Annotated in this window: 30 protein-coding genes and 1 other RNA gene; 20 read left to right on the forward strand and 11 right to left on the reverse strand. The window is 41.4% G+C overall.

All coding sequences use genetic code 11. The features are described 5' to 3' along the window. Positions 1 to 75 precede the first annotated feature (75 nt). A complete protein-coding gene (gene dhaS / locus V756_RS0115050; protein ID WP_024715382.1) occupies positions 76 to 1563 on the reverse strand; it encodes an aldehyde dehydrogenase DhaS in 1488 nt (495 codons plus the stop codon). Positions 1564 to 1792: 229 nt separating this feature from the next. Here dhaS and V756_RS0115055 point away from each other — a divergent pair, with 229 nt between their 5' ends. Both V756_RS0115055 and V756_RS0115060 read left to right on the forward strand, forming a co-directional pair. Continuing rightward, positions 1793 to 1996, forward strand: a complete 204-nt coding sequence (locus V756_RS0115055) for a DUF6501 family protein (RefSeq protein ID WP_003241656.1) — start codon at positions 1793 to 1795, stop codon at positions 1994 to 1996. Between the two features lie 363 nt (positions 1997 to 2359). Beyond that, complete coding sequence (locus V756_RS0115060) at positions 2360 to 2704, forward strand: PH domain-containing protein (protein WP_024715383.1); 345 nt, start codon at positions 2360 to 2362, stop codon at positions 2702 to 2704. An 80-nt stretch (positions 2705 to 2784) separates the two neighbouring features. On the opposite strand, the gene V756_RS0115065 is transcribed toward V756_RS0115060, so the two are convergent. Further along, positions 2785 to 3018 (reverse strand): hypothetical protein, encoded by a 234-nt coding sequence (locus V756_RS0115065; protein ID WP_024715384.1) that lies wholly within the window; start codon positions 3016 to 3018, stop codon positions 2785 to 2787. Positions 3019 to 3022: 4 nt separating this feature from the next. Continuing rightward, a complete protein-coding gene (locus tag V756_RS0115070) occupies positions 3023 to 3283 on the reverse strand; it encodes a hypothetical protein (protein ID WP_024715385.1) in 261 nt (86 codons plus the stop codon). Between the two features lie 66 nt (positions 3284 to 3349). On the opposite strand from V756_RS0115070, the gene yocM reads away from it, so the two are divergent. Then, complete coding sequence (gene yocM / locus V756_RS0115075) at positions 3350 to 3826, forward strand: salt stress-responsive protein YocM (protein WP_024715386.1); 477 nt, start codon at positions 3350 to 3352, stop codon at positions 3824 to 3826. Here yocM and V756_RS0115080 read toward each other — a convergent pair. Continuing rightward, complete coding sequence (locus V756_RS0115080) at positions 3813 to 4040, reverse strand: hypothetical protein (RefSeq protein WP_024715387.1); 228 nt, start codon at positions 4038 to 4040, stop codon at positions 3813 to 3815. The genes yocM and V756_RS0115080 overlap by 14 nt on opposite strands. A gap of 76 nt (positions 4041 to 4116) precedes the next feature. Here V756_RS0115080 and V756_RS0115085 point away from each other — a divergent pair, with 76 nt between their 5' ends. From V756_RS0115085 to V756_RS1000000123970, 7 genes are all read left to right on the forward strand, one after another. Beyond that, positions 4117 to 4449, forward strand: coding sequence for a hypothetical protein (locus V756_RS0115085; protein ID WP_024715388.1), 333 nt, complete (start codon positions 4117 to 4119; stop codon positions 4447 to 4449). A gap of 74 nt (positions 4450 to 4523) precedes the next feature. Further along, positions 4524 to 5015 (forward strand): TraR/DksA family transcriptional regulator, encoded by a 492-nt coding sequence (locus V756_RS0115090; RefSeq protein ID WP_024715389.1) that lies wholly within the window; start codon positions 4524 to 4526, stop codon positions 5013 to 5015. Between the two features lie 150 nt (positions 5016 to 5165). Continuing rightward, complete coding sequence (azoJ, locus tag V756_RS0115095) at positions 5166 to 5792, forward strand: FMN-dependent NADH-azoreductase AzoJ (protein WP_024715390.1); 627 nt, start codon at positions 5166 to 5168, stop codon at positions 5790 to 5792. A gap of 234 nt (positions 5793 to 6026) precedes the next feature. After that, a non-coding RNA gene (gene ssrS / locus V756_RS1000000123580) (6S RNA) lies at positions 6027 to 6213 on the forward strand. A 141-nt stretch (positions 6214 to 6354) separates the two neighbouring features. After that, positions 6355 to 8130, forward strand: a complete 1776-nt coding sequence (recQ, locus tag V756_RS0115100) for a DNA helicase RecQ (protein ID WP_024715391.1) — start codon at positions 6355 to 6357, stop codon at positions 8128 to 8130. A 246-nt stretch (positions 8131 to 8376) separates the two neighbouring features. Next, a complete protein-coding gene (locus tag V756_RS0115105) occupies positions 8377 to 9240 on the forward strand; it encodes a 3D domain-containing protein (protein WP_024715392.1) in 864 nt (287 codons plus the stop codon). Positions 9241 to 9316: 76 nt separating this feature from the next. Beyond that, positions 9317 to 9466, forward strand: coding sequence for a hypothetical protein (locus V756_RS1000000123970; protein WP_155906230.1), 150 nt, complete (start codon positions 9317 to 9319; stop codon positions 9464 to 9466). 173 nt (positions 9467 to 9639) lie between these two features. On the opposite strand, the gene desR is transcribed toward V756_RS1000000123970, so the two are convergent. The 5 genes from desR to V756_RS0115135 all read right to left on the reverse strand — a co-directional run bounded on the left by desR (position 9640) and on the right by V756_RS0115135 (position 14247). Continuing rightward, entirely contained in the window at positions 9640 to 10239 is a 600-nt protein-coding gene (gene desR / locus V756_RS0115115; protein ID WP_024715393.1) for a two-component system response regulator DesR, read from the reverse strand. 18 nt (positions 10240 to 10257) lie between these two features. After that, positions 10258 to 11370, reverse strand: coding sequence for a two-component sensor histidine kinase DesK (gene desK, locus V756_RS0115120; RefSeq protein WP_024715394.1), 1113 nt, complete (start codon positions 11368 to 11370; stop codon positions 10258 to 10260). Between the two features lie 119 nt (positions 11371 to 11489). Further along, the gene (gene desA / locus V756_RS0115125; RefSeq protein WP_024715395.1) at positions 11490 to 12548 is read right to left on the reverse strand and encodes a Delta(5) desaturase DesA; all 1059 of its coding nucleotides are present in this window, start codon (positions 12546 to 12548) and stop codon (positions 11490 to 11492) included. 160 nt (positions 12549 to 12708) lie between these two features. Next, positions 12709 to 13686: a S66 family peptidase gene (locus tag V756_RS0115130; protein ID WP_024715396.1), complete on the reverse strand. Its 978-nt coding sequence runs from the start codon at positions 13684 to 13686 to the stop codon at positions 12709 to 12711. A gap of 63 nt (positions 13687 to 13749) precedes the next feature. After that, entirely contained in the window at positions 13750 to 14247 is a 498-nt protein-coding gene (locus tag V756_RS0115135; RefSeq protein ID WP_024715397.1) for an N-acetyltransferase, read from the reverse strand. Between the two features lie 170 nt (positions 14248 to 14417). Between V756_RS0115135 and V756_RS0115140 the strand changes: the two genes are divergently transcribed. Both V756_RS0115140 and V756_RS0115145 read left to right on the forward strand, forming a co-directional pair. Continuing rightward, positions 14418 to 15200 carry a VLRF1 family aeRF1-type release factor gene (locus V756_RS0115140; protein ID WP_024715398.1) on the forward strand — a complete coding sequence of 261 codons (783 nt, stop codon included), beginning with the start codon at positions 14418 to 14420 and terminating at the stop codon, positions 15198 to 15200. 137 nt (positions 15201 to 15337) lie between these two features. Beyond that, positions 15338 to 15874: a DUF420 domain-containing protein gene (locus V756_RS0115145; RefSeq protein ID WP_019714625.1), complete on the forward strand. Its 537-nt coding sequence runs from the start codon at positions 15338 to 15340 to the stop codon at positions 15872 to 15874. 86 nt (positions 15875 to 15960) lie between these two features. On the opposite strand, the gene V756_RS0115150 is transcribed toward V756_RS0115145, so the two are convergent. Continuing rightward, positions 15961 to 16638: a lysozyme family protein gene (locus tag V756_RS0115150; RefSeq protein WP_024715399.1), complete on the reverse strand. Its 678-nt coding sequence runs from the start codon at positions 16636 to 16638 to the stop codon at positions 15961 to 15963. A 192-nt stretch (positions 16639 to 16830) separates the two neighbouring features. Between V756_RS0115150 and czrA the strand changes: the two genes are divergently transcribed. Next, entirely contained in the window at positions 16831 to 17154 is a 324-nt protein-coding gene (czrA, locus tag V756_RS0115155) for a Zn(II)-responsive metalloregulatory transcriptional repressor CzrA (protein ID WP_024715400.1), read from the forward strand. Positions 17155 to 17180: 26 nt separating this feature from the next. Here the strand turns inward: czrA and csk22 are convergent, their stop codons facing one another. Continuing rightward, positions 17181 to 17726, reverse strand: a complete 546-nt coding sequence (csk22, locus tag V756_RS0115160; RefSeq protein ID WP_024715401.1) for a mother cell-specific sporulation protein Csk22 — start codon at positions 17724 to 17726, stop codon at positions 17181 to 17183. A 206-nt stretch (positions 17727 to 17932) separates the two neighbouring features. Here csk22 and V756_RS0115165 point away from each other — a divergent pair, with 206 nt between their 5' ends. From V756_RS0115165 to csaA, 7 genes are all read left to right on the forward strand, one after another. Next, complete coding sequence (locus V756_RS0115165; RefSeq protein WP_024715402.1) at positions 17933 to 18871, forward strand: helix-turn-helix transcriptional regulator; 939 nt, start codon at positions 17933 to 17935, stop codon at positions 18869 to 18871. A gap of 53 nt (positions 18872 to 18924) precedes the next feature. Next, positions 18925 to 19407, forward strand: a complete 483-nt coding sequence (locus V756_RS0115170) for a GyrI-like domain-containing protein (protein WP_024715403.1) — start codon at positions 18925 to 18927, stop codon at positions 19405 to 19407. A 75-nt stretch (positions 19408 to 19482) separates the two neighbouring features. Continuing rightward, entirely contained in the window at positions 19483 to 20184 is a 702-nt protein-coding gene (locus tag V756_RS0115175) for an MBL fold metallo-hydrolase (protein ID WP_024715404.1), read from the forward strand. A 5-nt stretch (positions 20185 to 20189) separates the two neighbouring features. Next, the gene (locus tag V756_RS0115180; RefSeq protein WP_024715405.1) at positions 20190 to 20765 is read left to right on the forward strand and encodes a TetR/AcrR family transcriptional regulator; all 576 of its coding nucleotides are present in this window, start codon (positions 20190 to 20192) and stop codon (positions 20763 to 20765) included. A 78-nt stretch (positions 20766 to 20843) separates the two neighbouring features. Next, entirely contained in the window at positions 20844 to 21587 is a 744-nt protein-coding gene (locus tag V756_RS0115185) for a GNAT family N-acetyltransferase (RefSeq protein ID WP_024715406.1), read from the forward strand. Positions 21588 to 21601: 14 nt separating this feature from the next. Beyond that, complete coding sequence (locus V756_RS0115190) at positions 21602 to 22327, forward strand: AraC family transcriptional regulator (protein ID WP_081719870.1); 726 nt, start codon at positions 21602 to 21604, stop codon at positions 22325 to 22327. 65 nt (positions 22328 to 22392) lie between these two features. Further along, positions 22393 to 22725: a chaperone CsaA gene (csaA, locus tag V756_RS0115195; protein WP_024715408.1), complete on the forward strand. Its 333-nt coding sequence runs from the start codon at positions 22393 to 22395 to the stop codon at positions 22723 to 22725. Positions 22726 to 22745: the final 20 nt, after the last annotated feature.

Consider the following 22745-nt stretch of genomic DNA (forward strand, 5'->3'; position numbering starts at 1 on the left):
CATATATATTCAGCATCTTTTGCCGCCATTACAGAAAAAAACTGCTGGCAGGCAGCAGTTTTTTTGACATGCAAATTAATCCTCGAGATTAATCCATACACTTTTGACTTCTGTGTAGTTATTTAAGGCATATGATCCCATTTCTCTTCCGAGTCCTGACTGTTTATAGCCGCCAAACGGTGACGCCGCATCAAACACATTATAGCAGTTCACCCAGATGGTTCCGGCTTGAAGACGGTCAGCGATATAGTGGGCATGCTTGACGTTTTCGGTCCATAGCCCGGCTGCGAGTCCATATTCCGAAGAATTTGCCCGTTCAATGACTTCATCGACTGTTTCGTACGGAATGGCAGTCAGTACCGGTCCGAAAATTTCTTCTTTTGCGATGGTCATCTCGTCTTCAACATGCGCAAACACAGTCGGTTCGACAAAATATCCTTCTTCAAAAGGACAGCTTCCGCCAGTCACTGCTTTTGCTCCTTCGTCTTTTCCTTTTTGAATATAGGAAAGAACGCGTTCGTGCTGTTCCTTGCTCACGAGAGGCCCGATTTGTGTTTCCTTATGAAGGCCCGCTCCTTGGCGGAGTGATTTGGCATAAGACACCATCTCATTGACCACTTCATCATACTGGTCTTTATGAATAAAAACGCGCGATCCCGCACAGCAGACTTGGCCTTGGTTAAACATCACTCCGTTTAATGCGCCTGGGATCGCTTTTTTCAAATTCGCATCCGGCAGAAGGATATTAGGCGATTTTCCGCCAAGCTCCAATGTAACACGCTTCATGCTTTTCGCAGCGGTAGACATAATTTTCTTTCCGATTTCAGTGGAACCGGTAAAGGCAATTTTATCAACCGCTTCGTGGTTTGTCAGCGCTTCTCCCGCATCTCCGCCGAATCCAGGAATGATATTGATGACGCCGTCTGGAAAACCGGCCTGATCAATTAATTCCGCCAAATAAAGCGCTGAAAGCGGTGTTTGTTCAGCAGGCTTGAGCACGATTGTACAGCCTGTTGCAAGAGCTGCGCCCATTTTCCACATCGCCATCAGGAGCGGGAAATTCCATGGAATGATCTGGCCGACGACGCCGACAGGCTCATGGCGCGTGTAATTGAAATAAGCTCCGGAAACCGGGATCGTCTGTCCTGTTATTTTTGTACACCAGCCGGCGTAATAGCGCATATGCTCAATAGCCAGCGGAATATCTCCATTCGTCGTTTCATTGATCGGTTTTCCGTTATCAAGTGTTTCAAGCTGAGCAAGCTCAGTTTTATGCTCCTCCATTAAGTCTGCCAGCTTATACATCAGTCTGCTTCTCGAAGCTGGAGACATTGTTCTCCATTCGCCTTGGTCAAAGGCTTTCCGGGCAGCTTTAACCGCTTTGTCCACATCCGCAGCCTGAGCTTCGTACAGCGACATCAAGGTTTCGCCGGTAGCTGGGTTGGGCGTGTCAAAGGTTGCCCCTGAGGCACTCGGAACAAACTTTCCATCAATATAAAGCTTCTTTGTTCCCTGTAAAAATGTCTCCAGCCTTTTCGTCACTTGCATCGTTAAAGAACTCATCTGTAACAAACCTCCAGTCAATTTTTATGGTCTGTTTTGAGATTCTGGGTGATGATACATTCATTTTTTGATTGAATAGCAGAAATAAGCTGTGTGAATTACTGTAGAAGTAAGCGCATACAAACATTCTATAATAGAAATCATGGTAAAATCAATGAATAACTGATATTGCAATTTACAAAAGAAAAAAGCTACAATAAGCTTATAGATAAGTAAAGGAGATTTTATCATGATTCATAACAATTGGCTTGAAAAAGAAACAATCAAAAAGGTGAAATGTGTGCAGACAAACGCTAAAAAATATATCGTGAACCGCGTGTTAACGCCGGGAAAAGAATATGAAGTGAAAAATGAAACAGAGGAGTTTCTTTTTGTGATCGACAATACGAATAAAGTCGGCGGCTACTATAAAGAATACTTCGAAGAGGTTTAACCCCTGAATTCTCGCAGCATGCAAGCAAAAGGTTCTCTAAGCAAATGATACAAAAAACCGCACCGTGAGCTGCGGTTTTTTCTATGGTTAAAACAGAAAAAATAAAACAAAATCAATGATAACATTAAGAATCCTCTTTTTTAAAAAAACATTGCTGAATATTGAAACTTTTTTCTCTGTACGTGCGTATTACTTGATGACAACAGCACAAAAGACGAAAAACAACTAAAAATTTGAAAAATGTAATCTGTTCGTAATGGTTTAAATGTCGTCTATGTCGTATTCTTATATAGGGATAAAGGACTTATTTTTATATAGTGAATGATATAACAAATAGATAAATGCAGAAAGAGGGGTTCTTCATTGGGTATTTTTTCTGTTAGCAGATCAACGGACGCCAAGAAGCTTGAAGCTTTGCTCGTTGAGGGGGAAAGAATAGAATCGATTTATAAGCTCCGAGTGGATCAAATTTGCTTTACAAATAAGCGGATCATTTTCTTTGACAATAAAATGTTTTCTAAAAAGAAGGTTCGTGTATTTCTTCCATATAAATCAATTGAAAGCTTTGCGATCCAAGAAGCGGGAATGTTTGATCCGGACACTGGGCTTTTATTGATGACCAGAAGCAAAACGTTCGAATTAGAATTTGCGAAAGACACCGATTTAAGCGAAGTTCAAGCGGTGCTGACAAAGCACTTGTGCAGCTGAATATTTGATGAGCCAGCCGTTCAAAAATGGTTAGGCTTTTTTTATATACAAAAGAACAGGGCATATGCGCCCTGTTCTTTTTACACAACACTGTTTTTTGCTGAGTTCGAATCAACAACATCAGCATCTAACACATTCGAAATGGGGATGACAAGCGGGGCAAAGTCACCATTTTCTTCACCGAAGCCTTGATTTATTTTAGCTGATAAAAAATAATCGACCTGCTGATACGGACCGAGCGTTAAAGAGGAGCCGCGGTCCATTGTATTGATTTTAAATCCGCCGACATTCACGACGGAGGGCGAAAAGAACATCTCATCACTTCCTTTTGATCGAGTTGACCGCATCACTTTCAAAAGATGCAGGAGAATCAATTTGGTCCCTGTCATCCACGTGGCTTTTCGTGCCCATAAAGCCGCTCGCATCTCCAAAGTTCTGGCCGTAGCCTTGATTTTTTTTATCTGAATTTTGCCAGTCTGCCAGTAAATTTTGTCCTACGTTGACCGCTGAAGCATTTTCAAAGGAATTAATTTTCAGCATGAAAATATTAATATTGATATACGGAGTTGGTTGAACCACAGGAAAACCTCCTTTCTATAGTTGTATGCGGGTGGTTGTAAAGTATGTTAAGACAGGGGGCTTCAAATGGATTTCGAAAAGATGAAGCAGTGGATGGAATTTGCGCAGCAGATGTACGGCGGTGACTTTTGGAAGCAAGTATTTGATGAGGATCAGAAAACCCCTTTTATGACAAATGGCCAATCTCCGTTTTCGTTTTCGCAGCAGGATCAGCGAGGGAAAGAAGAGAGTTCATTTCCAAGCATGGATATTGTAGATACTGTTACGGAAGTACAGTTTTTAATTTATCTTCCAGGCTACCGTAAGCAGGATGTTCACATCTTATCTTACGGAGATTATTTAGTGGTGAAGGGGCAGCGCTTTTCCTATTTTAATGAACAGGATTTTCGCCAAAAAGAAGGGAAATACGGAAGTTTTGAAAAGAAAATTCCGCTTTCCGACCATTTACATGGAAAGATGGGCGCCATTTTTAAGGACGGAATCTTATACATCACCATTCAAAAAGACGAGGGTCAAGCGAAGACCATTGTTATTGATGATTGATTTTCATACTAAGTGCATCAGCCCCATCGCGATCATCAATTGATTCAATTGGAACCACCATGACAACAAGATCTGCATTTTGTTCCCCAAAACCGTTATTTCTTTTAATCGCAGAGCACCTGTTTCTCACCTCCGCAGAACCAAAGGTAAGGGATGAGCCGGTGCCTATTGTGTTATTTTTGAAATGCGATATGTTGATGTAAGTCGGAAGCATGAAAACCTCTCCTTTCCAAGGGATATACCTCATTATATATGTAAACGAAACAGGAGTATGCAAAGGTCGTGATGTCATGAAAAAAATGCTTCGATCGCTGATCAGGCATTGTATAAAACCAGAACTTGACAAATTGCATAAGTATGAAGAAAGACTTTCACTGCTTGAGAAACAGAAACAAAGCTGCAAACACGAGTCTGAAGAAACCTATATACATATTGAAACGCTGAATGTCGAAAAAATTGATTATCATCTTGAATTCGGTGAGCTGACCATTGATGAACTAAGCGGAAGATTAAATATAGGAGCAACATATTATGTACCGCCAGAACAGAAGGATAAAAAGTGCCAAAGAAAGCCCGATACCCCATCATCGCCGACGGTCACGATTCGTTCAAAAAAAGAGTAGCTCATCTTTCTATCAAAGTTCCCATGTTTGACAGGGTGCAAAACGGGAAACAGGATAGAAAGGAGAGGATACACATGGCACTGACAAAAGAACAAACACAACATCTCTATCATAAATTGCTTGATATGCAAAAAGAATTGTCCGACGAAAAAAAAGAAACAGAATCAATGACAGAAGAAGTGGGAGAGCTTTCAAATGGAGTTGACAACCATATGGCAGACCACGGCACGATCGTCACCGACCGGATGACAGACCAAACGGTGAGAGAGATTGACCGAGAGCTGTTAGAAGAGGTCAACCACGCATTACAAAAAATGAAAGACGGGACTTACGGCGTGTGTGAAAAAACAGGCCGAGACATTCCTTACGAAAGGCTTGAAGCTGTTCCCTACGCAAGAATGACAGTTGAGGCTCAAGCTGATATGGAGGATGATCTGGAGACAGATGCTCCTTCATATGAAAGAGAGTTTCATCAACAGGTAAAAGATCTCTCCAATAAAGAAACGATTGATCAAAAAAGCTCACAGACGTATGAAATTTTGGATCGTGAACAAGATTCGAAGTAAAAATGGCAAGCAAGTACACCGATATTAGGTGTGCTTGCTTTTTTTTGAAAAAAAATCTCATATTCAAAATAAAGTGATTGACTTTGAGTAAAAAAGAAAGTAACATACTATTTGTAAGTAAATATAAAAAGTTTACCGGGAGGAATACAAATGTCTACAGTTCTATTTGTAAAATCAAGCGACCGTACAGCTGAAGAAGGCGTTTCAACTAAACTTTACGATGCTTTCTTAGCTGCTTATAAAGAAAATAACCCTAGTGATGAAGTGGTTGAATTAGATCTTCATAAAGAAAATCTTCCTTACCTTGGAAGAGATATGATTAACGGAACATTTAAAGCAGGCCAAGGAATGGAAATGACTGAAGAAGAGAAAAAACAAGCGGCAATTGCCGACAAATATCTGAATCAGTTTGTAAAAGCTGACAAAGTTGTTTTCGCATTCCCGCTTTGGAACTTCACAGTGCCAGCAGTGCTTCATACTTATGTTGATTACCTGTCTCGCGCAGGCGTTACATTCAAATACACACAAGAAGGTCCAGTTGGTTTAATGGGCGGCAAAAAAGTTGCGCTTCTTAACGCTCGCGGCGGCGTTTACTCTGAAGGACCAATGGCTTCACTTGAAATGTCATTAAACTTCATGAATACTGTTCTTGGTTTCTGGGGTGTTCAAGACTTGCACACAGTTGTCATCGAAGGACATAATGCAGCGCCTGACCAAGCACAAGAAATCATTGAAAAAGGTTTACAAGAAGCAAAAGATCTTGCTGCAAAATTCTAATGAAACAAAGACTCCTATCATTGGGCGATAGGAGTTTTTTTGTATACATATTATAATAGAAGAAAGTGATGAATCCTCTTTGCGAAAAAAGGCTTTTTTTTTATTGTAATATATTTTTGACTTGTCGAATCTCCGGATATAATAGCGAAAAATCGTTTTTATCGGCTGGAAAAAGTTTTTCTAAACAATTGTTCTGGTCTCTTGATAAAAAGCCGCTGATGGTGTACTATATAAAAGAAGCTACTTTGTGCGTATTGTTAATTAAGTTTTAACCTTTAAGCTGTAATAGGGAGTTTTATATCGAAGCCGGAATGTCATGCCTCCATTGCAGAGGACGACAGGAACGTTTCTGCAAACACCCACTTTGAGGAGTGGTGGTTTAAAACTTTCTTACTTGCATACGGCAAGACGTAGCGAAAGCCATTTCCTTTTGGGAAATGGCTTTTTATTTTATTTAAAAAGGTTTGGTATAGCAAAAATTCAATTTCTGTATGGATGAAATGAAGACCGTTTTTTTATGATATGATGGGAGAAATTCAAGGAAAAGCGAGGTTTATACGTTATGTTACATAGAGCCCAATCCCTTCTGGCCCATTATTTCGGTTATGAAAAGCTCCGCAATGGCCAAGAAGAAGCGATCCGCTCGGTGACGGAAGAAAGACGAAATACCGTCTGCATTATGCCGACGGGAGGAGGCAAATCAATTTGCTATCAAATTCCGGCCCTGATGTTTGAAGGGACTACGATCGTTATTTCGCCGTTGATTTCCTTGATGAAGGATCAAGTCGATGCGTTAGAAGAAGCGGGGATTAAGGCCGCATACATTAACAGCACACAATCGAGTCAGGAAATATATGAAAGGCTGACTGGGCTTAAAGAAGGGGCCTATAAGCTATTTTACATTACACCGGAGCGATTAACGTCACCGGAGTTTATTCGGATTTTGCAGGGCATTGATGTCCCTTTGGTTGCAATAGACGAGGCGCATTGTATTTCTCAATGGGGCCATGATTTCAGGCCAAGCTACAGAAATATTGAAATTTTATTCCGTGAATTACATGACAATCCTGTCATCATGGCATTAACAGCAACAGCAACCCCTGAGGTACACGAGGATATCTGCAAACAGCTGCACATACAAAAAGAAAACACCGTATATACCGGATTTTCCCGAGACAATTTAACCTTTAAAGTAGCAAAAGGAGAAAATAAGGATCGTTTTATTGACGAGTATGTTCAAAACAACAAACATGAAGCTGGCATTATCTATACAGCGACCAGAAAAGAAGCTGACCGGATTTATGAGCGATTAAAAAGAAATCGGGTCAATGCAGGGCGGTATCACGGAGGCTTGGCTGATGATGTGAGAAAAGAGCAGCAGGAAAAGTTTCTTAATGATGAGCTGCAAGTGATGGTGGCAACCTCTGCTTTCGGAATGGGCATTGATAAATCAAATATCAGATTTGTTCTGCATGCACAAATTCCGAAAGATATGGAAAGCTACTATCAAGAGGCCGGACGAGCTGGACGGGACGGTCTTGACAGCGAATGCGTTCTCCTGTTTTCACCGCAGGATATTATGGTGCAGCGTTTTTTAATTGAACAATCAGAACATGAAGAGAAACAAAAGCAGGATTTAAAAAAGCTGAGGCAAATGGTCGACTATTGTCACACGGAAGACTGTCTGCAGCGTTTTATCCTTATGTACTTCGGAGAAAAGGAGCCTGATGCGTGCGGACAGTGCGGAAACTGCACTGATACAAGGACGGCTCATGACGTGACACGGGAGGCGCAAATGGTCTTATCGTGTATGATTCGCATGAAGGAACGCTTTGGTAAGATGATGGTTGCCCAAGTGCTCGCCGGATCTAAAAATAAAAAAGTTCTTGAAAACGGCTTTGCCGATCTCTCAACATATGGGATATTAAAACATCAATCCGTAGGGGAAATCAGTGATTTTATCGAATTTCTTATTTCTGACGATTTCATCAGGATGTCAGACGGAACGTTTCCGACTCTTTTTGTCAGCAGTAAAGGAAGGAATGTGCTGAGAGGAGAATTATCAGTAACGAGAAAAGAAGCGCTAAAAGCGGCCTCGATTACTGAAAATGACGAGCTGTTTGAACGATTGCGTACGGTTCGCAAAGAAATTGCGGCAGAGCAGGGGGTTCCGCCTTTTGTCGTTTTCTCTGACCAAACGTTAAAAGAAATGTCAGGAAAACAGCCCGTCAATGATGAGGAACTTTTGTCTATAAAAGGAGTCGGAGAACAAAAAAGAGCAAAATACGGCCGGCTTTTTTTACAAGAAATACAAGCTTATGCAAGGGTCACAGACTAAAAAAAAGAAAATCAAGCTTTTTTTCTATAAAAAACACATTTTATTTTCTCTTTTTTGTCTCAAAATAAAAAGACTTGTGAAGCCTTTTATATCAAGGGTTCAGCAAGTCTTTCCAACAGAGAGAAATCCTTCATGTAAAGGAACTGTAATCTAAATCATATCTTTTTGTTATTGATTTGACATTTGCGTGTGTTACGATATCACCTGTTAGCCGCCAATAAAAAGCTAACAAGGGAGGATTTACTTATGAAGAAGACGATTATGTCCTTTGTAGCAGTTGCTGCACTTTCATCAACTGCATTCGGAGCTCACGCTTCTGCAAAAGAAATCACGGTGCAAAAGGGTGATACGCTCTGGGGAATCTCTCAGAAAAACGGAGTGAACCTAAAGGACCTAAAAGAATGGAACAAGTTAGCTTCTGATCAAATCATTGCAGGAGATAAACTGACCATTTCTTCAGAAGAAACAGCCACTACTGGGCAATATACAATTAAAGCGGGAGACACGCTGACAAAGATTGCTCAACAATTCGGAACAACAGTCAATAACCTGAAAGTTTGGAATAACCTAAGCTCTGACATGATCTATGCTGGATCAACACTTTCAGTAAAAGGTCAGGCAACAGCAGCAAACACAGTTACTGAGAATACGCAAACAAGCGCGCCTCAAACTGAAACAAAACAAGAAGCTGTGCAAAAAGAGCAACCTAAACAAGAAACAGCTCAACCACAACCAAAACAAGAAACAAAGGCTGCAGCAGAAACTTCTGTTCCTACAGAAGAAAAGGCTGTTCAATCAAATACAAATAATCAAGAAGCATCAAAACAACTAACAGTTACTGCTACTGCTTACACTGCTAATGACGGCGGCATTTCCGGCGTTACAGCAACAGGCATTGACTTAAATAAGAACCCGAATGCGAAAGTCATCGCGGTTGACCCTAATGTGATTCCGCTAGGTTCTAAAGTCTATGTTGAAGGTTACGGTGAAGCAACAGCAGCAGACACTGGCGGCGCTATTAAAGGAAATAAAATCGACGTATTTGTACCAAGTAAAAGTGATGCATCTAATTGGGGCGTCAAAACTGTAAATGTAAAAGTTTTAAACTAATGATATAATTTGTGATGAAAGACGCGAGCTTTTGGCTTGTGTCTTTTTTTGTTCTGTTTAGAGATGTATATATGATATGCCTGATTTAAGAAAAGTGATCGCGATGTTTTTAAATGTGAAAAAAGGTTTTTTGGGAGGTAAGGTTATCTATCGGAAGCTCGCAGCTATAGAGGCAGAGCTGTACAACAGCCGGCTTTACATACTCGGATATCAAGAGGTCGGATGAATGTGCCGGTGCGGGAGATTGTAACTGAATCATCTTTTTATTGTTCAGCCGGCATGAGGAGCGAAAATGCCAAGCGGGGAATATGATTCAGTCCGATTGTGGGTGGTGCGGTGAGGCTCTTCATTAGGAATTGCTGGTTAATAAAAGGATCCTGGCATTTGCCAAGATCCTTTTTATTTAAACCAGCCTTTTTCCTTTGACCGAGTAATAGCTTCTATTCGGTTTTTCACTTCAAGCTTTTCTAGAATCATTGAGATATAATTTCGTACTGTCCCGCTTTTGATGCTGAGTTCCTGAGCAATTTCTTTTGTGTTTTTACCGTCAGCCACAAGTTCAAGCACTTCTTTTTCTCTATCTGTAAGAGGATTAGCCTCGCTGTATATGTCCTCCATCAGCTCAGGTGCATAGATGCGTTTTCCGTTCATGACGCTTCGGATGGCGCTTGCAAGCTCTTCGCTCGGACTGTCTTTTAACAAATAGCCTTTAACGCCTGCTTTAATGGCTCTCTGAAAGTAGCCGGGCCTGGCAAAGGTGGTTAAGATGATAATTTTGCAGCCTGTACCCTTTAACTCCTCAGCAGCTTCGAGCCCCGTTTTTCCGGGCATTTCAATGTCCATCACACATACATCAGGCTGATGTTTTTTGACAAAATCGACAGCATCTTGGCCGGTTGTACCTTTGCCTGTGACTTCCATATCGTCTTCTAGGTTTAGAAGTGATCCTAAAGCGCCTAATAGCATCTGCTGATCTTCTGCAATAAATATACTAATCATGTAAGCCATCCTTTATGTTTATTTTGAATTATTAGGAATTGCCATGGTAAGCTTGGTGCCGTTTTCGGTATTGATGTGAAGGCTACCGTTTGCAAATTCAAGCCGTTCTCTCATCCCGAGTAAGCCATGGCCTTTTGAAAAGAATTTTTCTTCTCCTTGAAATGTTCCATCGTCAGACACAGTAATGACAACTTCCTTCCACAGCTGCTGAATGTCAATCCGGCAAGTTTTAGCCTGACTGTGTTTGACGACATTTGTGACAGCTTCTTTTAAGCACATGCTTAAAATGTTTTCATTAAGCAATGAAATGTTATCAGGCCATTTCTCTTCTTCATAGATAAACGTGATGTCAGCTGCTTCGAGAATTTGTTTAATGTTGATCAGTTCATCCTTGAGCCGGATGCCTTTCATGGAGGATACGATCTTTCTTACTTCATTTAAAGACGTTCTCGCTGTTTGCTGAACACTTTTCAGTTCACGCGCTGCTTGGTCGGGATCCTTGTATATCAATTTTCGCGCCAAGTCGCTTTTTAAACCGATGAGAGAAAGCTTTTGCCCAAGCGTATCGTGGAGGTCGCGGGCAATTCGCTGCCGCTCTTCTAATTTCACCAGCTCGGCAATCCGTTCATTTGCATCCTCGAGTTTTTCTTCCAGCCGTTCGCGCTCCTTACGGCTTCTTATACTAAAAGGCAATAAAATCGCGCTGATGAGGGTAATGACGACAAAAGGAATTTGAGTCAGAAAAAATTCCTTTTTTAATACGAGACTGAAATTAGCTGCAATGGCTGCGCTTATTAAATGGACGTAATATAAAATATGAAAGGGGACGCGTTCCTTTATGTTTCCAATAAAATAAGCGATAAAAAAAGCAAAATAAATATAACTGTACATAGTAATGGAGGCGGTTGAAATGCCAATTAACAAAAACGCCCACAAATAAATGGCCCAGCCTTTTGAGACAAACGCAAATCGATATGCCAAAAAAAACAAAAGCGTCAAAATGATACCGACAATAATAACAATTGTTGATGATGATTTCCAAATAAAGTAGAAGGGGAGGATGAAAAATATCGTCCATATATAGGGTGTAATCCCGTTTAGTTTTTGAAATGTAAAAGGCTTTTTAATCATGATCTTACCTCGTTTTCAGCTTTTCATCTTACTTGTAACTTTATCATTGTAACAGCCAGAATGCATCCTCCAACAATAAAAAGGAAGCCTTCTAGTATGTTAGAAGACCTCCTTCATCATCAGGCGTTCTTCCGCAGATTCTGTTTTTCTGGTGAATCAGGCGGAAGGATTAAAGGTATATGTTTGATATCCCGAAATGACACAAACTGTTTGTTCTCTTCATCCCATAGACGGAATGCGAGTGATTGCAGGCTTGTTTTTAAGGTGATTGTCGGTACGTTTTTTAATGGTTCGTGATGTTCATGAGCAACTTCAAGCTTATAGTTAGGCACCTTTGGACTCAAATGATGAACGTGGTGGTAGCCGATATTGCCTGTCAGCCATTGAAGCAGTTTGGGGAGTTTATAAAATGAACTGCCTTCAACAGCAGCCTGAACGTAGCTCCAGTTTTCATCTGCTTCAAAATAAGAATCTTCAAATGTGTGCTGAACATAAAACAGCCACACCCCGATTGAACCTGAAATCAGAAAAATGGGGCCTTGCACCAGCAAAAACGATTGCCAGCCAAAGATCAGACAGCAAGCAGCAGCCAAAGCGGCAATTGCCAGATTCGTAAGGTATGTGTTTATACGCTCCTTGCGTCTTGCACCTTTTTTGTTAAAACGGTTGGTGATCAGAAAAACATAAATCGGTCCGAGAATAAACATAACAAACGGGTTTCTATAAAGTCTGTATGCAAGCTTTGTTCGTCTGGATGCAGCTTTATATTCGTTAACTGTTAACATCCAGATGTCTCCTGTTCCGCGTTTATCCAGATTGCTGCTTGTCGCGTGATGGATCGAATGGCTGTGCTGCCATTGAAGATACGGAAATAAAGTCAGAACACCTGTCAGAAAGCCGAGAATATGGTTATAGCGCTTTTGTTTAAAAAATGATTGATGACAGCAGTCATGAAAGATAATAAAAATTCTTGTCAAAAACCCTGCAGCAATCACTGCAAATGCTAACGTAAGGAGATAGGAGACGTTGAGGCTGAGAAAAGCCAAAAACCACAGTCCGAAGAAAGGAATAAACGTGTTCAAAAGCTGAATCAGGCTGTTTTTTGTTTCGGGCTGAGCAAAAGCAGCGACTTGCTTTGTCAGCTGTTTTTGTTTATGCGCAACGGTTTGTTCAGTCATGGTAAGTATCCTCTCATTGTGTGTCTCAGTTAAGTATACGCGAATGAGAGAAGCTCTTTGTAGTAGCACACATCATACACCGTACATGACATTTGTCATGTCGAACAGCTTGCATCACGGTTTGCGCTAAAAAAGCTTGTAAAAAAAATTTACAAGCTGGTTAATGTTTATCGATCCATATTCGTGATACACCTGAAACAGCTTCAATCCTGCATGTTCCCCCTATGGGAAAGGTGGCAATTGGGGAGGTGTGTCCGGCATTTATATTTGCGATGACCGGAAGGCCGGATAATTCTTTTTTTGTTCCAATCATGGCTTTCACAAGATCGATTGATACGTTTGATGCTTTTTGAAATCTGCCGATCAAAATCGCTTTCACATCAGAAAAAGCGGGGAGGTGGATGAGTGATTGCAGATCGCGGTCAAACATGTGGATGTCTGACATATAATCATCTTCAATCAATAAAATAGTATTTTCTGTTTCTGGAAAATACTCCGTTCCCTGCAGCAAATTAAGCGTGCATAGGTTTCCGCCAATCAAGGTCCCTTCCGCATAACCCTCCTGGATCACAACAGGGCCGTTATTAGGGTGGAAGCTCCTGTTTTCTTGATCCAACAACCAGCGGTCATCGCTCCACTCGCTAGAAGGATGAATCTCAAACGGGTCGTCCGAAGTGCAGCAAGAAAGAAAATATTCTTCTGTATAATCAAGTCCTTTTTTCATTGCAAATGTTGAAAAGTGGGGACCTGAATACGTAACAAGACCCGTTTTTTGATAAATGGCGTTGCAAAGAGCCGTTATATCCGAATAGCCGCATAGAATTTTTGGATGCTGTTTGATTTTTTCGTAATCAAGATAGCGCAGCAGCTGATTTGAATTGAAACCGCCCAGTGTCGTTAAAATTGCTTTGACATTGGGGTCGAAAAAGGCAGCGTGCAGATCATGGACTCTTGACTCAATAGAAGAAGAATCAAATTCGTTACATTCATTTGCGTGTTCAGAGATGGTTACTCGATAACCTAAGCGTTCTAACGCCGTTTTTGCTTGGATTTTTGCTTCATTTGATAATGCAGACATGCTGGTCGCGGGAGACACGATCCGGATTTCGTCTCCCTTTTTCAGTTTTGAGGCGAACATAGAACCCTCCATCAATGGTTTTATACCATTACAGCATATCTTGGCTCTTTCATCCAGACCTTTTTACAAATCAACCCACTTTATGCTGCCTGACTGTGTATCATGATCGATGCATACTTTGAATTGATGTTTTTCATAAAAATGAATCAGCCGGTCTACATGATGCCAATCACGTTTGACGATATCGCCGGTGACTTTCGGAATATTGCGGTCTCTGGCGATATCTTTTAAATATTTCATGCAAATGGAACCAAACCCGTGATTCGGAGGGCCTTTGATGTCTCCGATATGAATGGCATCGTCCTTATAAGATGCTACAAGTGAAAAACATCCTATTCCTCTGTATGCCGTTTTACAATCAGTAAGCATAATTTTGCATGTTTGGCCATCATCAATCGAGGAGACAATCAACCACTCTTCATGTTTCGATTGATCAATACCAAGCACTTTTGCATCTTTAGATAGATCCTTCATATTCTCCTGCATGCGGTACATTTGAAATTCCAAATCATTTAATTCTTCCTCAAGTTCTTGACGATTTTTTTCTTTAACAGTAAACAAGATCAAACTCCTTTCAAAAATCAGCTTAGAAACACAGTTTCCAATTGTATTAGATGAGAGGAGCAATGTAAATAACAAATCCAATATTACTAGAAATTAGCGTAAAGGAAGGTTTGACCGTTTTTAAGAGAGGAAAAAGAAAACTAACCTGTGAAAAAGGAGGAAACGGAATGGCGATTGATTCATTGATTAACAAATTACAGTATGTCCAATTGGAACCGCCGGATAAAATTCTCTCCCTGTATCTCAATACAGACATGAGAGATCCAGATCAGCAGGGGGGAGAATGGAAAATTGCCCTAAAGTCAGGATTCGGCCGATTAAAGGAATATCTGGCTGCAAGTGATCCAGAGGAAGAGAAGTGTCTGGACGGAATTAAAATGAAAATTGATCAATACGTAAATGAAATGGGAAAAGACATGCCCCGCAGTCTCGTATTTTTTGTTTCCGACAGCGGCATATGGGAACCTATTAAGCTTCAAATCCCTGTCAAAACAAGATTTTACTGGGAAGAAGCAGCTGTACTGGATCAGTTGAAGGGTTTGCGCCAAACGTACCCAAGCACGGCATTTATTTTAACTCAGCAGCATGAAGTGAAAATTATTGAAACCGTTTTAGGCAAAATAGAGGCGGTTGAGCATTATGAATACGATATGATCAATGAGTCTTGGGAGAATTGCCATTCCTCCGCAAACAAAGCGGCACCATTTGATGAGAACCGAATGAGGGAACATGCTACAGAGAACCAAACAAGACTGTATAAGCGGCTGGCTGCCAATCTTGATCAAAAAGCTGCCGCGAAAAAATGGGAACGAATGGTCATTGCCGGTGATAAAGAAACAGCCGATTTATTGGATCAGCATATGAACAAACCGATTTACTCGAAAATCCAAAAGAACCTGCTGAATGAAAACGAACATAAGGCTGTTGAGCATTTGATCAAAGAGGCGTAAAATTACTAGGGCCGGGGCTAAAAGCCGCCGGCCTTTGAAGTGTGTCTAATTTCTGACGAAGCAATCGAAAACGTTGACATCTTCTTTGAATTTGCATACGATTTGGATAGCCAGTACAAATTAGGAGAGGTCACCAAATGAATCAAACAGAAAATAAACCGAAAAATTATACGGGGATTGTGCTTACACTGACAGTTCTGATTAACGGTTTAATCGCAGTGCTGTTTTTTATGCCTAAATTAGATCAGTTCAGCCATGCGAATATTCACATTTTGCCAATGCTGAATGCGATATTCAACAGCTTTACGTTTATCTTCTTATTGGCCGCGCTGATTATGATTAAACAGAAAAATATTAAAGCTCATAAACGCTTTATTTTAGCCGCATTCACAACAACTTTGCTATTTTTGATTTGTTATGTGGTTTACCATTCGATTGCGGAGAACACGCTGTATGGCGGAGAAGGGATTATGCGCCCGATTTACTTCTTTATTTTAATAACGCATATCTGCCTTTCCGCGATCATTGTGCCGCTTGCGCTGTTTACGCTGATCAGAGGCTTCAGCATGCAGGTGGAGCGCCACAAAAAAATTGCCAGATGGACAATGCCTCTATGGCTGTATGTAAGTCTTACAGGCGTTATTGTATATCTGATGATTTCACCGTATTATTAAAAGCCATACTCTGTATGGCTTTTTAGCATGTAAACATGACAAAAGCCCAAATTCATTTTTGGGCTTGTCAGTAAATTGATAGACTCCTAATTACGAGTCTTAGGTTCCATGGTTTCAAGTGTTGCAACCTGCAAAGATTCTTCAACAGTTTTTGTTTTTTCTTTTACTTTTTCTGCATACGTGTAATCGCCGTAGCAATAAGGATAGCGAAAATTGTTCGCGTTTCCACCGCAAGTATACAGATCAGGATTTTTTTTGACTTGCTGCTCGGAGTATTGTTTTGCCAATTCCTCAGTATGCGTTCCTCCATGTTCAGCTACAAAATCAATGTAACCTGCCCCCATGTTGTAGCTTTGAATAATGGTATCCAAATCCACGCCTTTTTCCTTGCCAGTCTTGTACATGAGGGTAAATTGCTTGATGCCTTGTTTAACACTGAGTTGAGGGTCTGTTATCTCATTGCGTTTTAACCCCAGAGATTCAGAGGACTGCATGGGATCATTGCCTTTTCCTTTTGACTCCTGATACATCATGCCAAGTATGAGTGATGTATAATTAGAGAGTCCTTGATTATCTAGCTCGTCTTCCACCAGCGGTTTATAATCGGTTAAACGTTCCAAAACAATCGTTTTCGTATCGATCGGAAGTTTTTTGATTAAATCCCGGTTGGAAAAAAGCAAGACTAATAAAAAAGAGGCGATGACAAAGACAAAGATCATCATAAAACCCGCAGCAGCGAAACAGCCTTTTCTCTTTTTCTTCACTGTGTTTCACCCTCAATGTTTGGAGCAGTATGACTTTTTTATTATGACACAGAACCATATATCAGACCAAGTAAAAACCTGATTTGAAACATAAATTTAAACTATGAGATTGAATTGGAACACAAGCAAGCTGGTTTGCACCCAAGCATAATTGTTATATGATAAAAGTATGTATAAAGAAAGGTGATACAGATGACTGAATTTAAAGAAACGGAACGGACGGCTGCTGACCTGGACGAGGAGACGCTGTTTTTAGTCGCGCAAACATTCAAAGCGCTTTCTGATCCTACCAGAATCAGAATTCTCCATTTGTTATCTCAGGGTGAACATGCAGTAAACGGAATTGCAGAAAAGCTGGATTTACTGCAATCCACAGTGTCCCACCAGCTCAGATTCTTAAAAAATCTCCGGCTTGTCAAATCGCGCAGAGAAGGAACATCCATATATTACTCACCGGAGGATGAACATGTTTTAGATGTTCTTCAGCAAATGATCCATCATACACAACATGATTAAAAAAAGACATCCTTGCATAATCGCACTTAGCGGGCAAGGATGTCTTTTTCTTTATTGTGTCTGATCTGTTCGCGTTCTTTTCTGCTGAGCTTGATGACAAAAGAAGAAAAGCCGATATAATAAACAGCTATCAGAAAAAAGACGCCAACTGTCAGAGGGTCTGTGCCGATTGACTGACTGTAAGATTCAAGGCTGTTTAGATCAGGCGAGGTAAGATAAAGCTCTGTTACTCGATACAGAAATCTTGATAAAAACAAGGTTAAGAGAATCACTTCAACCCAAATATGAGTCCGAAAATAAATTTTCCCTCTGCGTTTTTCAAAGGAGATGTTCTTCTTAGCGAAAAAGACAAGTAACCATCCGCCAAGAATGCCGAAAATGAGATATCCATATAAAAAAGGGTGAATCACGCTGAATATCGAAAGTCCACAGGCAAACAGCGAAAAAAGAATCATACGGGTGAACAGCCAGCGGGGCTTCAGCGGCTGGTATCCGATGGACCTTTTAATTTTTTTATACAGAAAAAAGATGATAATCATGGCAGGATAAACGCTCTGAAGTGTAAGATGCATGATGTGAAATCCCCTCCGTTGAGAAGTGTATGCTTATCCGGTTTGAAATAGTAGCTGAAATCAATATTGAACACAAAAAAGAAGGGGAAACCCCTGTAACCATAACATATGCAAGAGGTATTTGGGCCGCATAATAGATATGCCCAAGCTTTATCAAAATGTTATGATTATGCTGTTGGAAAATTAAAGAAGAAAAGGTGCGAAGAATGAAACTGGAACGTTTATTGGCGATGGTTGTATTATTAATCAGCAAAAAACAAGTGCAGGCCGCTGAACTTGCTGAGCTGTTTGAAGTATCAGTCAGAACAATTTACCGTGATATTGAGACGATCAATAGAGCAGGTATTCCGATTGTAACCTCACAGGGCTCCGGAGGCGGAATTGGCATTATGGAAACGTATCGGCTTGAGAGAGAGTGGCTGAAAGAGGAGGAGCTGTTTGCGATCGCTTCCGCTTTGCAGAGTGTCTCATCCATGTATGAACCCGTTTCTCACAGCACAGCCTATCAAAAAATCAAGCACCTCGTACCGGAACAGTCTGCTGAAGCATTTAAGCACCAAACAGAAAAATGGTTTATTGATATGACGGCTTGGGGCCATTCTGAGGATCAAAAGGCGCTTCGTGAGAGAATCAGTACAGCCATCGATCAATTGTCAACGATATCATTCACATATACAAACGCAAGCGGAGAAACACTTTATCGTGAAACGGAGCCTTACACATTGGTTTGCAAAACAGGACACTGGTATTTATACGCCTATTGCCTGGTGAGAAACGATTTTCGCTTTTTTAAACTTACCCGAATGAAGGATATGACCATCTTACATCAGTCCTTTATCAGAAAAGACATTCAACTGGAGACTTTGCCGTGGGAAAAGAATTGGTACCAAAAAGACCGTTTAACTGAACTGGTCATTCTTGTTCAGCCGGCAGCACGTCAGCGCATATGTGAATGGTTCGGAAATGAAGTTCTTCATTGTGATGAAGATGAAACCTGCCGGGCAATGATTTCTCTTCCGGAAGATCAATGGCTGATCGGCTTTTTGCTGCAGTTCGGAAAGGATATTGAGGTTCTGAAGCCTCTTCATATACGGGATAAAGTAAAAGATACCATTCATCAGATGCAAAAAGTTTATGAAACCTGACACACTGCTGTCAGGTTTCTTTTTTTATAATCTAGGTAAAAAGGAGGGATCGTATGGGTTTTTCACATATGACACATTTAGAACAGAAACGGTTTGCCGGACTGTCACAACGTACCAGCAACGCATTGGAAATGGCGGGAGAACGGCGGATCCCGGCACTGTGGGACCAATTCTGGAAGCAGGATATGAGCGCTCTAGTTTCGCAAGCTGAGAGAGATCAAAGCATTATCGCTTTATATTCCAATTACGAACAGGAGACGAAAGGGCTTTACACGTTTTCAATCGGAACGTTTCAGGAGGAGAGCGGCACTTTTCCGGAACTCTATGAAAATATTGATTTGCCTGCTTCCGATTATGCCGTTTTCACTTCCAGAATCGGCCCTATTGAAGAGGTTGTGCTTGAAACGTGGAAGGAAATTTGGACGTGGGACAAACGTCATCTGCGTACCTTTACAGGTGACTTTGAGATGTATGATCAAAGGGCGGCAGTACCTCAGCGGGCACAAGTTAATATTTATATAGCCATAAAAAAATAATAACTCTTGATAAACTAATGGTGTTAGTTAATAATGAAACTAACGCTATTAGTTTTTATTAGGAGGAATGAAAAGATGAGAGTTACTCAGTACCAAACCGTTTGGCAGCTGACTTTTTATCCAGCATTGTTTCCGGTCAATTGCTATTTAGTAGAGGAAGAAAACGAAGTCACCCTGATTGATGCCGCACTTCCGGGCAGCTATAAAGGAATCATTCAAGCTGTCAATCAGCTGGGAAAACCGCTTCAGCGTATTTTACTGACCCACGCCCATGGTGATCATGTCGGATCACTGGATGCATTGACACAAGCATTTCCTCACGCAAAGGTGATGATCTCAGAACGGGATTCTTTCCTGCTGCAAGGCGATACATCCTTGCGTCATGATGAGCCGCAGACACCTATTAAAGGAGGCATTCCGAAACACGTGCAAACAAAGCCTCACCAACTGCTGAGGGGAGGCGAAACAATAGGTTCACTGCTTGCAATTTCTACACCGGGCCATACACCGGGCAGCATGTCATTTCTTGATACGAGAAACGGAACTGTAATTGCAGGAGATGCGTTTCAATTGCGCGGAGGAATCGCTGTATCAGGACAGATAAAATGGTCATTCCCTTTTCCAGCCTTCGCGACATGGAATAAGGAGGAAGCCATTAAAAGCGCACAATTGCTCGCCGACAAGGCGCCTTCGTGTCTCGCGGTCGGACATGGACATTTCCTGAGATCACCCGCAGAGCGGATGAAACAGGCGATCCAAAAAGCAAAGAAAGGATGATGAACATGTCACCGAGAATAGGGTTAAGCCAAAAAATGATTGTAGATGCAGCAGCGGAGATTGCCGATCAGGAAGGCTTGAATCGTGTTACGCTTGCTGCACTGTCTAAAAAAATGAATGTTCGCCCTCCATCGCTGTATAATCATATCAACGGGCTCAAAGCGATCAGAACAGAGCTTGCTGTCAGCGGACTGACAAAGCTTTATGAACAAATGGCAGTCTCCGTAACCGAACAAAAGGGAGATGCCGCTCTGCTTGCTTTAGCCCATGCCTATGTTGATTTTGCAGTTGAAAATCCGGGATATTATGAGGCGTCTTTGCTTAAGGTTCAGGACGAAAGGGCAGAAATCGTCTCAGACCAAATTGTCAGGCTTGTGACGAAGCTGCTCATTGAAAACGGCTATGCAAGCGAAAAGACTGCCATTCACGCGACAAGGGGGCTCAGAAGCCTGTTGCATGGCTTTACGGCTTTAATGGCAAAAGAAGCATTTGAACGTCAAGAGGATATTTCAGAAAGTCTGTCATACTCAATCCGCACGTTTTTGTCAGGTTTGATAATAAACAATAAAAATATTATGTAAACAAATAAAAAGATGTCCTATATTTCTGAATATTGATATAATATTACGGTAGTATACATAGGGGAGAGACATTAGGAAATGAATGACATTCACAAAATTGAGCGGTTAGCGGCAGCTTCATGGCCGTCATATATTCAGAAACGCTTGGGACAATGGCTTCTCAGAGCGAATTTTGGCGTAACCAAAAGGGCGAACAGCGTGTGGACATCAGCGGAAATGCCTGAAGGAGACTTCCGGGAAGAAGCCGAGCATTTTTATAAAAGCTTGGGCTTGCCCGTTTGTTTTCATATCAGCAATGCAACTCCGAAAGGACTAGATGCTGCATTGGCAGACAGCGGTTATGAAAAGGAGGACGAGTGCTTTCAAATGACAGCATTATGCCGGGATATTATGAACCATACTGAAGAAAACAGCAGCTTTACATACAAATGGGAGCATGAGCCGTCATCTGTTTGGATTGATGAATTTATTCGATTGGAAGGATTTTCGCAGGAGCGGCATCAAGGCTACACAAACATTTTCAAGCGCATGCCGCCGTGTAAAACCTTTTTCACGATGTATGACCAAGGAAGCCTAACAGCGCTTGGAACGGTTTCTGTCATTGATGGTTATGGCGGACTTAGTAATATCGTTGTAGCCGAGGAACACAGAGGAAAAGGGGCAGGAACCCAAGTCATCAGACTGTTGACTGATTGGGCAATAAACAACGGAGCGGAATGCATGTTTTTACAAGTGATGAAAGAAAATCTGGCGGCAGTTTCTTTATATAAAAAAATTGGATTTTCGCCTATATCAGAACACCATTACCGGATCAAAAGATAACCAAAGGAAGGTGCTTGACGATGGACTCGCTTCAAGAGATTATATGCGAAAAACGGACATATACACGCCTTTATCATTCACATAAGCACGCGTACAGCCAATTTCTTTTTCCGCTTGAAGGGAGTATTGATCTTGAGACGGAGGGGCGCGAGGTGAAATTAAAGCCGGATCGGTTTTTATATATTCCGCCTGAATGCGAACATCGTTTCCGTTCAATCGGCAGAAATGAATGTCTTGTGCTGGATGTTCCGCTTGATGCGATGAAAATTGATGAATATGATGCAGGGGCGGGAATCGAAGCTGGACTTGATCCTTATTGGTCTTCAATTAGGTACTTATTGACGGAGGAAGCAAAGGCCGGCACAGCAAACTCGCTGCATATGCTTGTTCAATACATAAAAGAAAAGCTGCAATCCCATACCTACGCCTCAATTGCCTACATTCACAGCCATTTATTTGAGCGGCTGACGATTAAAAAGCTGGCAGAAATCGAGCATTACCACCCAGCCTATTATTCAAACTGGTTCAAGAAGCAGACGGGGAAGTCGCCGCAAAACTATATCGCTGACCTTCGCCTCGAGGAAGCGAAACGAATGGTGATAGAGAAAAAGGAAACCCTTACTGTCGTGAGTGAGGCGCTGGGTTTTCAAAATCTTTCTTCATTTACAAGATGGTTCACAAAAAATACAGGCATGCCGCCCCGCCTCTATCGAAACACCTTATATTCGGATAAAAAGTGATGGTCCTTTGGTTAAAACGAATCTAGGATACCTCTTTTATAATAGAAGAAAAAGGAGTTATTGATATGGCAGTCATTGAGGACTTTGAGAAATTGGATATCAGAACAGGCACTATTGTAAAAGCGGAGGAATTTCCTGAAGCAAGAGTTCCGGCGATTAAGCTTGTGATTGATTTTGGAGCAGAAATCGGCATAAAACAATCAAGCGCGCAAATCACGAAGCGTTATCAGCCAGAGGATCTTATTAACAAACAAATCATAGCAGTCGTCAACTTTCCGCCGCGCCGGATCGCGGGGTTCAAGTCAGAAGTTTTGGTGCTTGGAGGCATTCCCAGCCATGGTGATGTCGTCCTATTGCAGCCGGGTCAGCCCGTCCCAAACGGCACAAAAATCGGATAACACAAAAAAGACGTTTGCCC

The sequence above is a fragment of the Bacillus tequilensis KCTC 13622 genome (assembly GCF_000507145.1).
In the GTDB taxonomy this organism is placed as follows: domain Bacteria; phylum Bacillota; class Bacilli; order Bacillales; family Bacillaceae; genus Bacillus; species Bacillus tequilensis.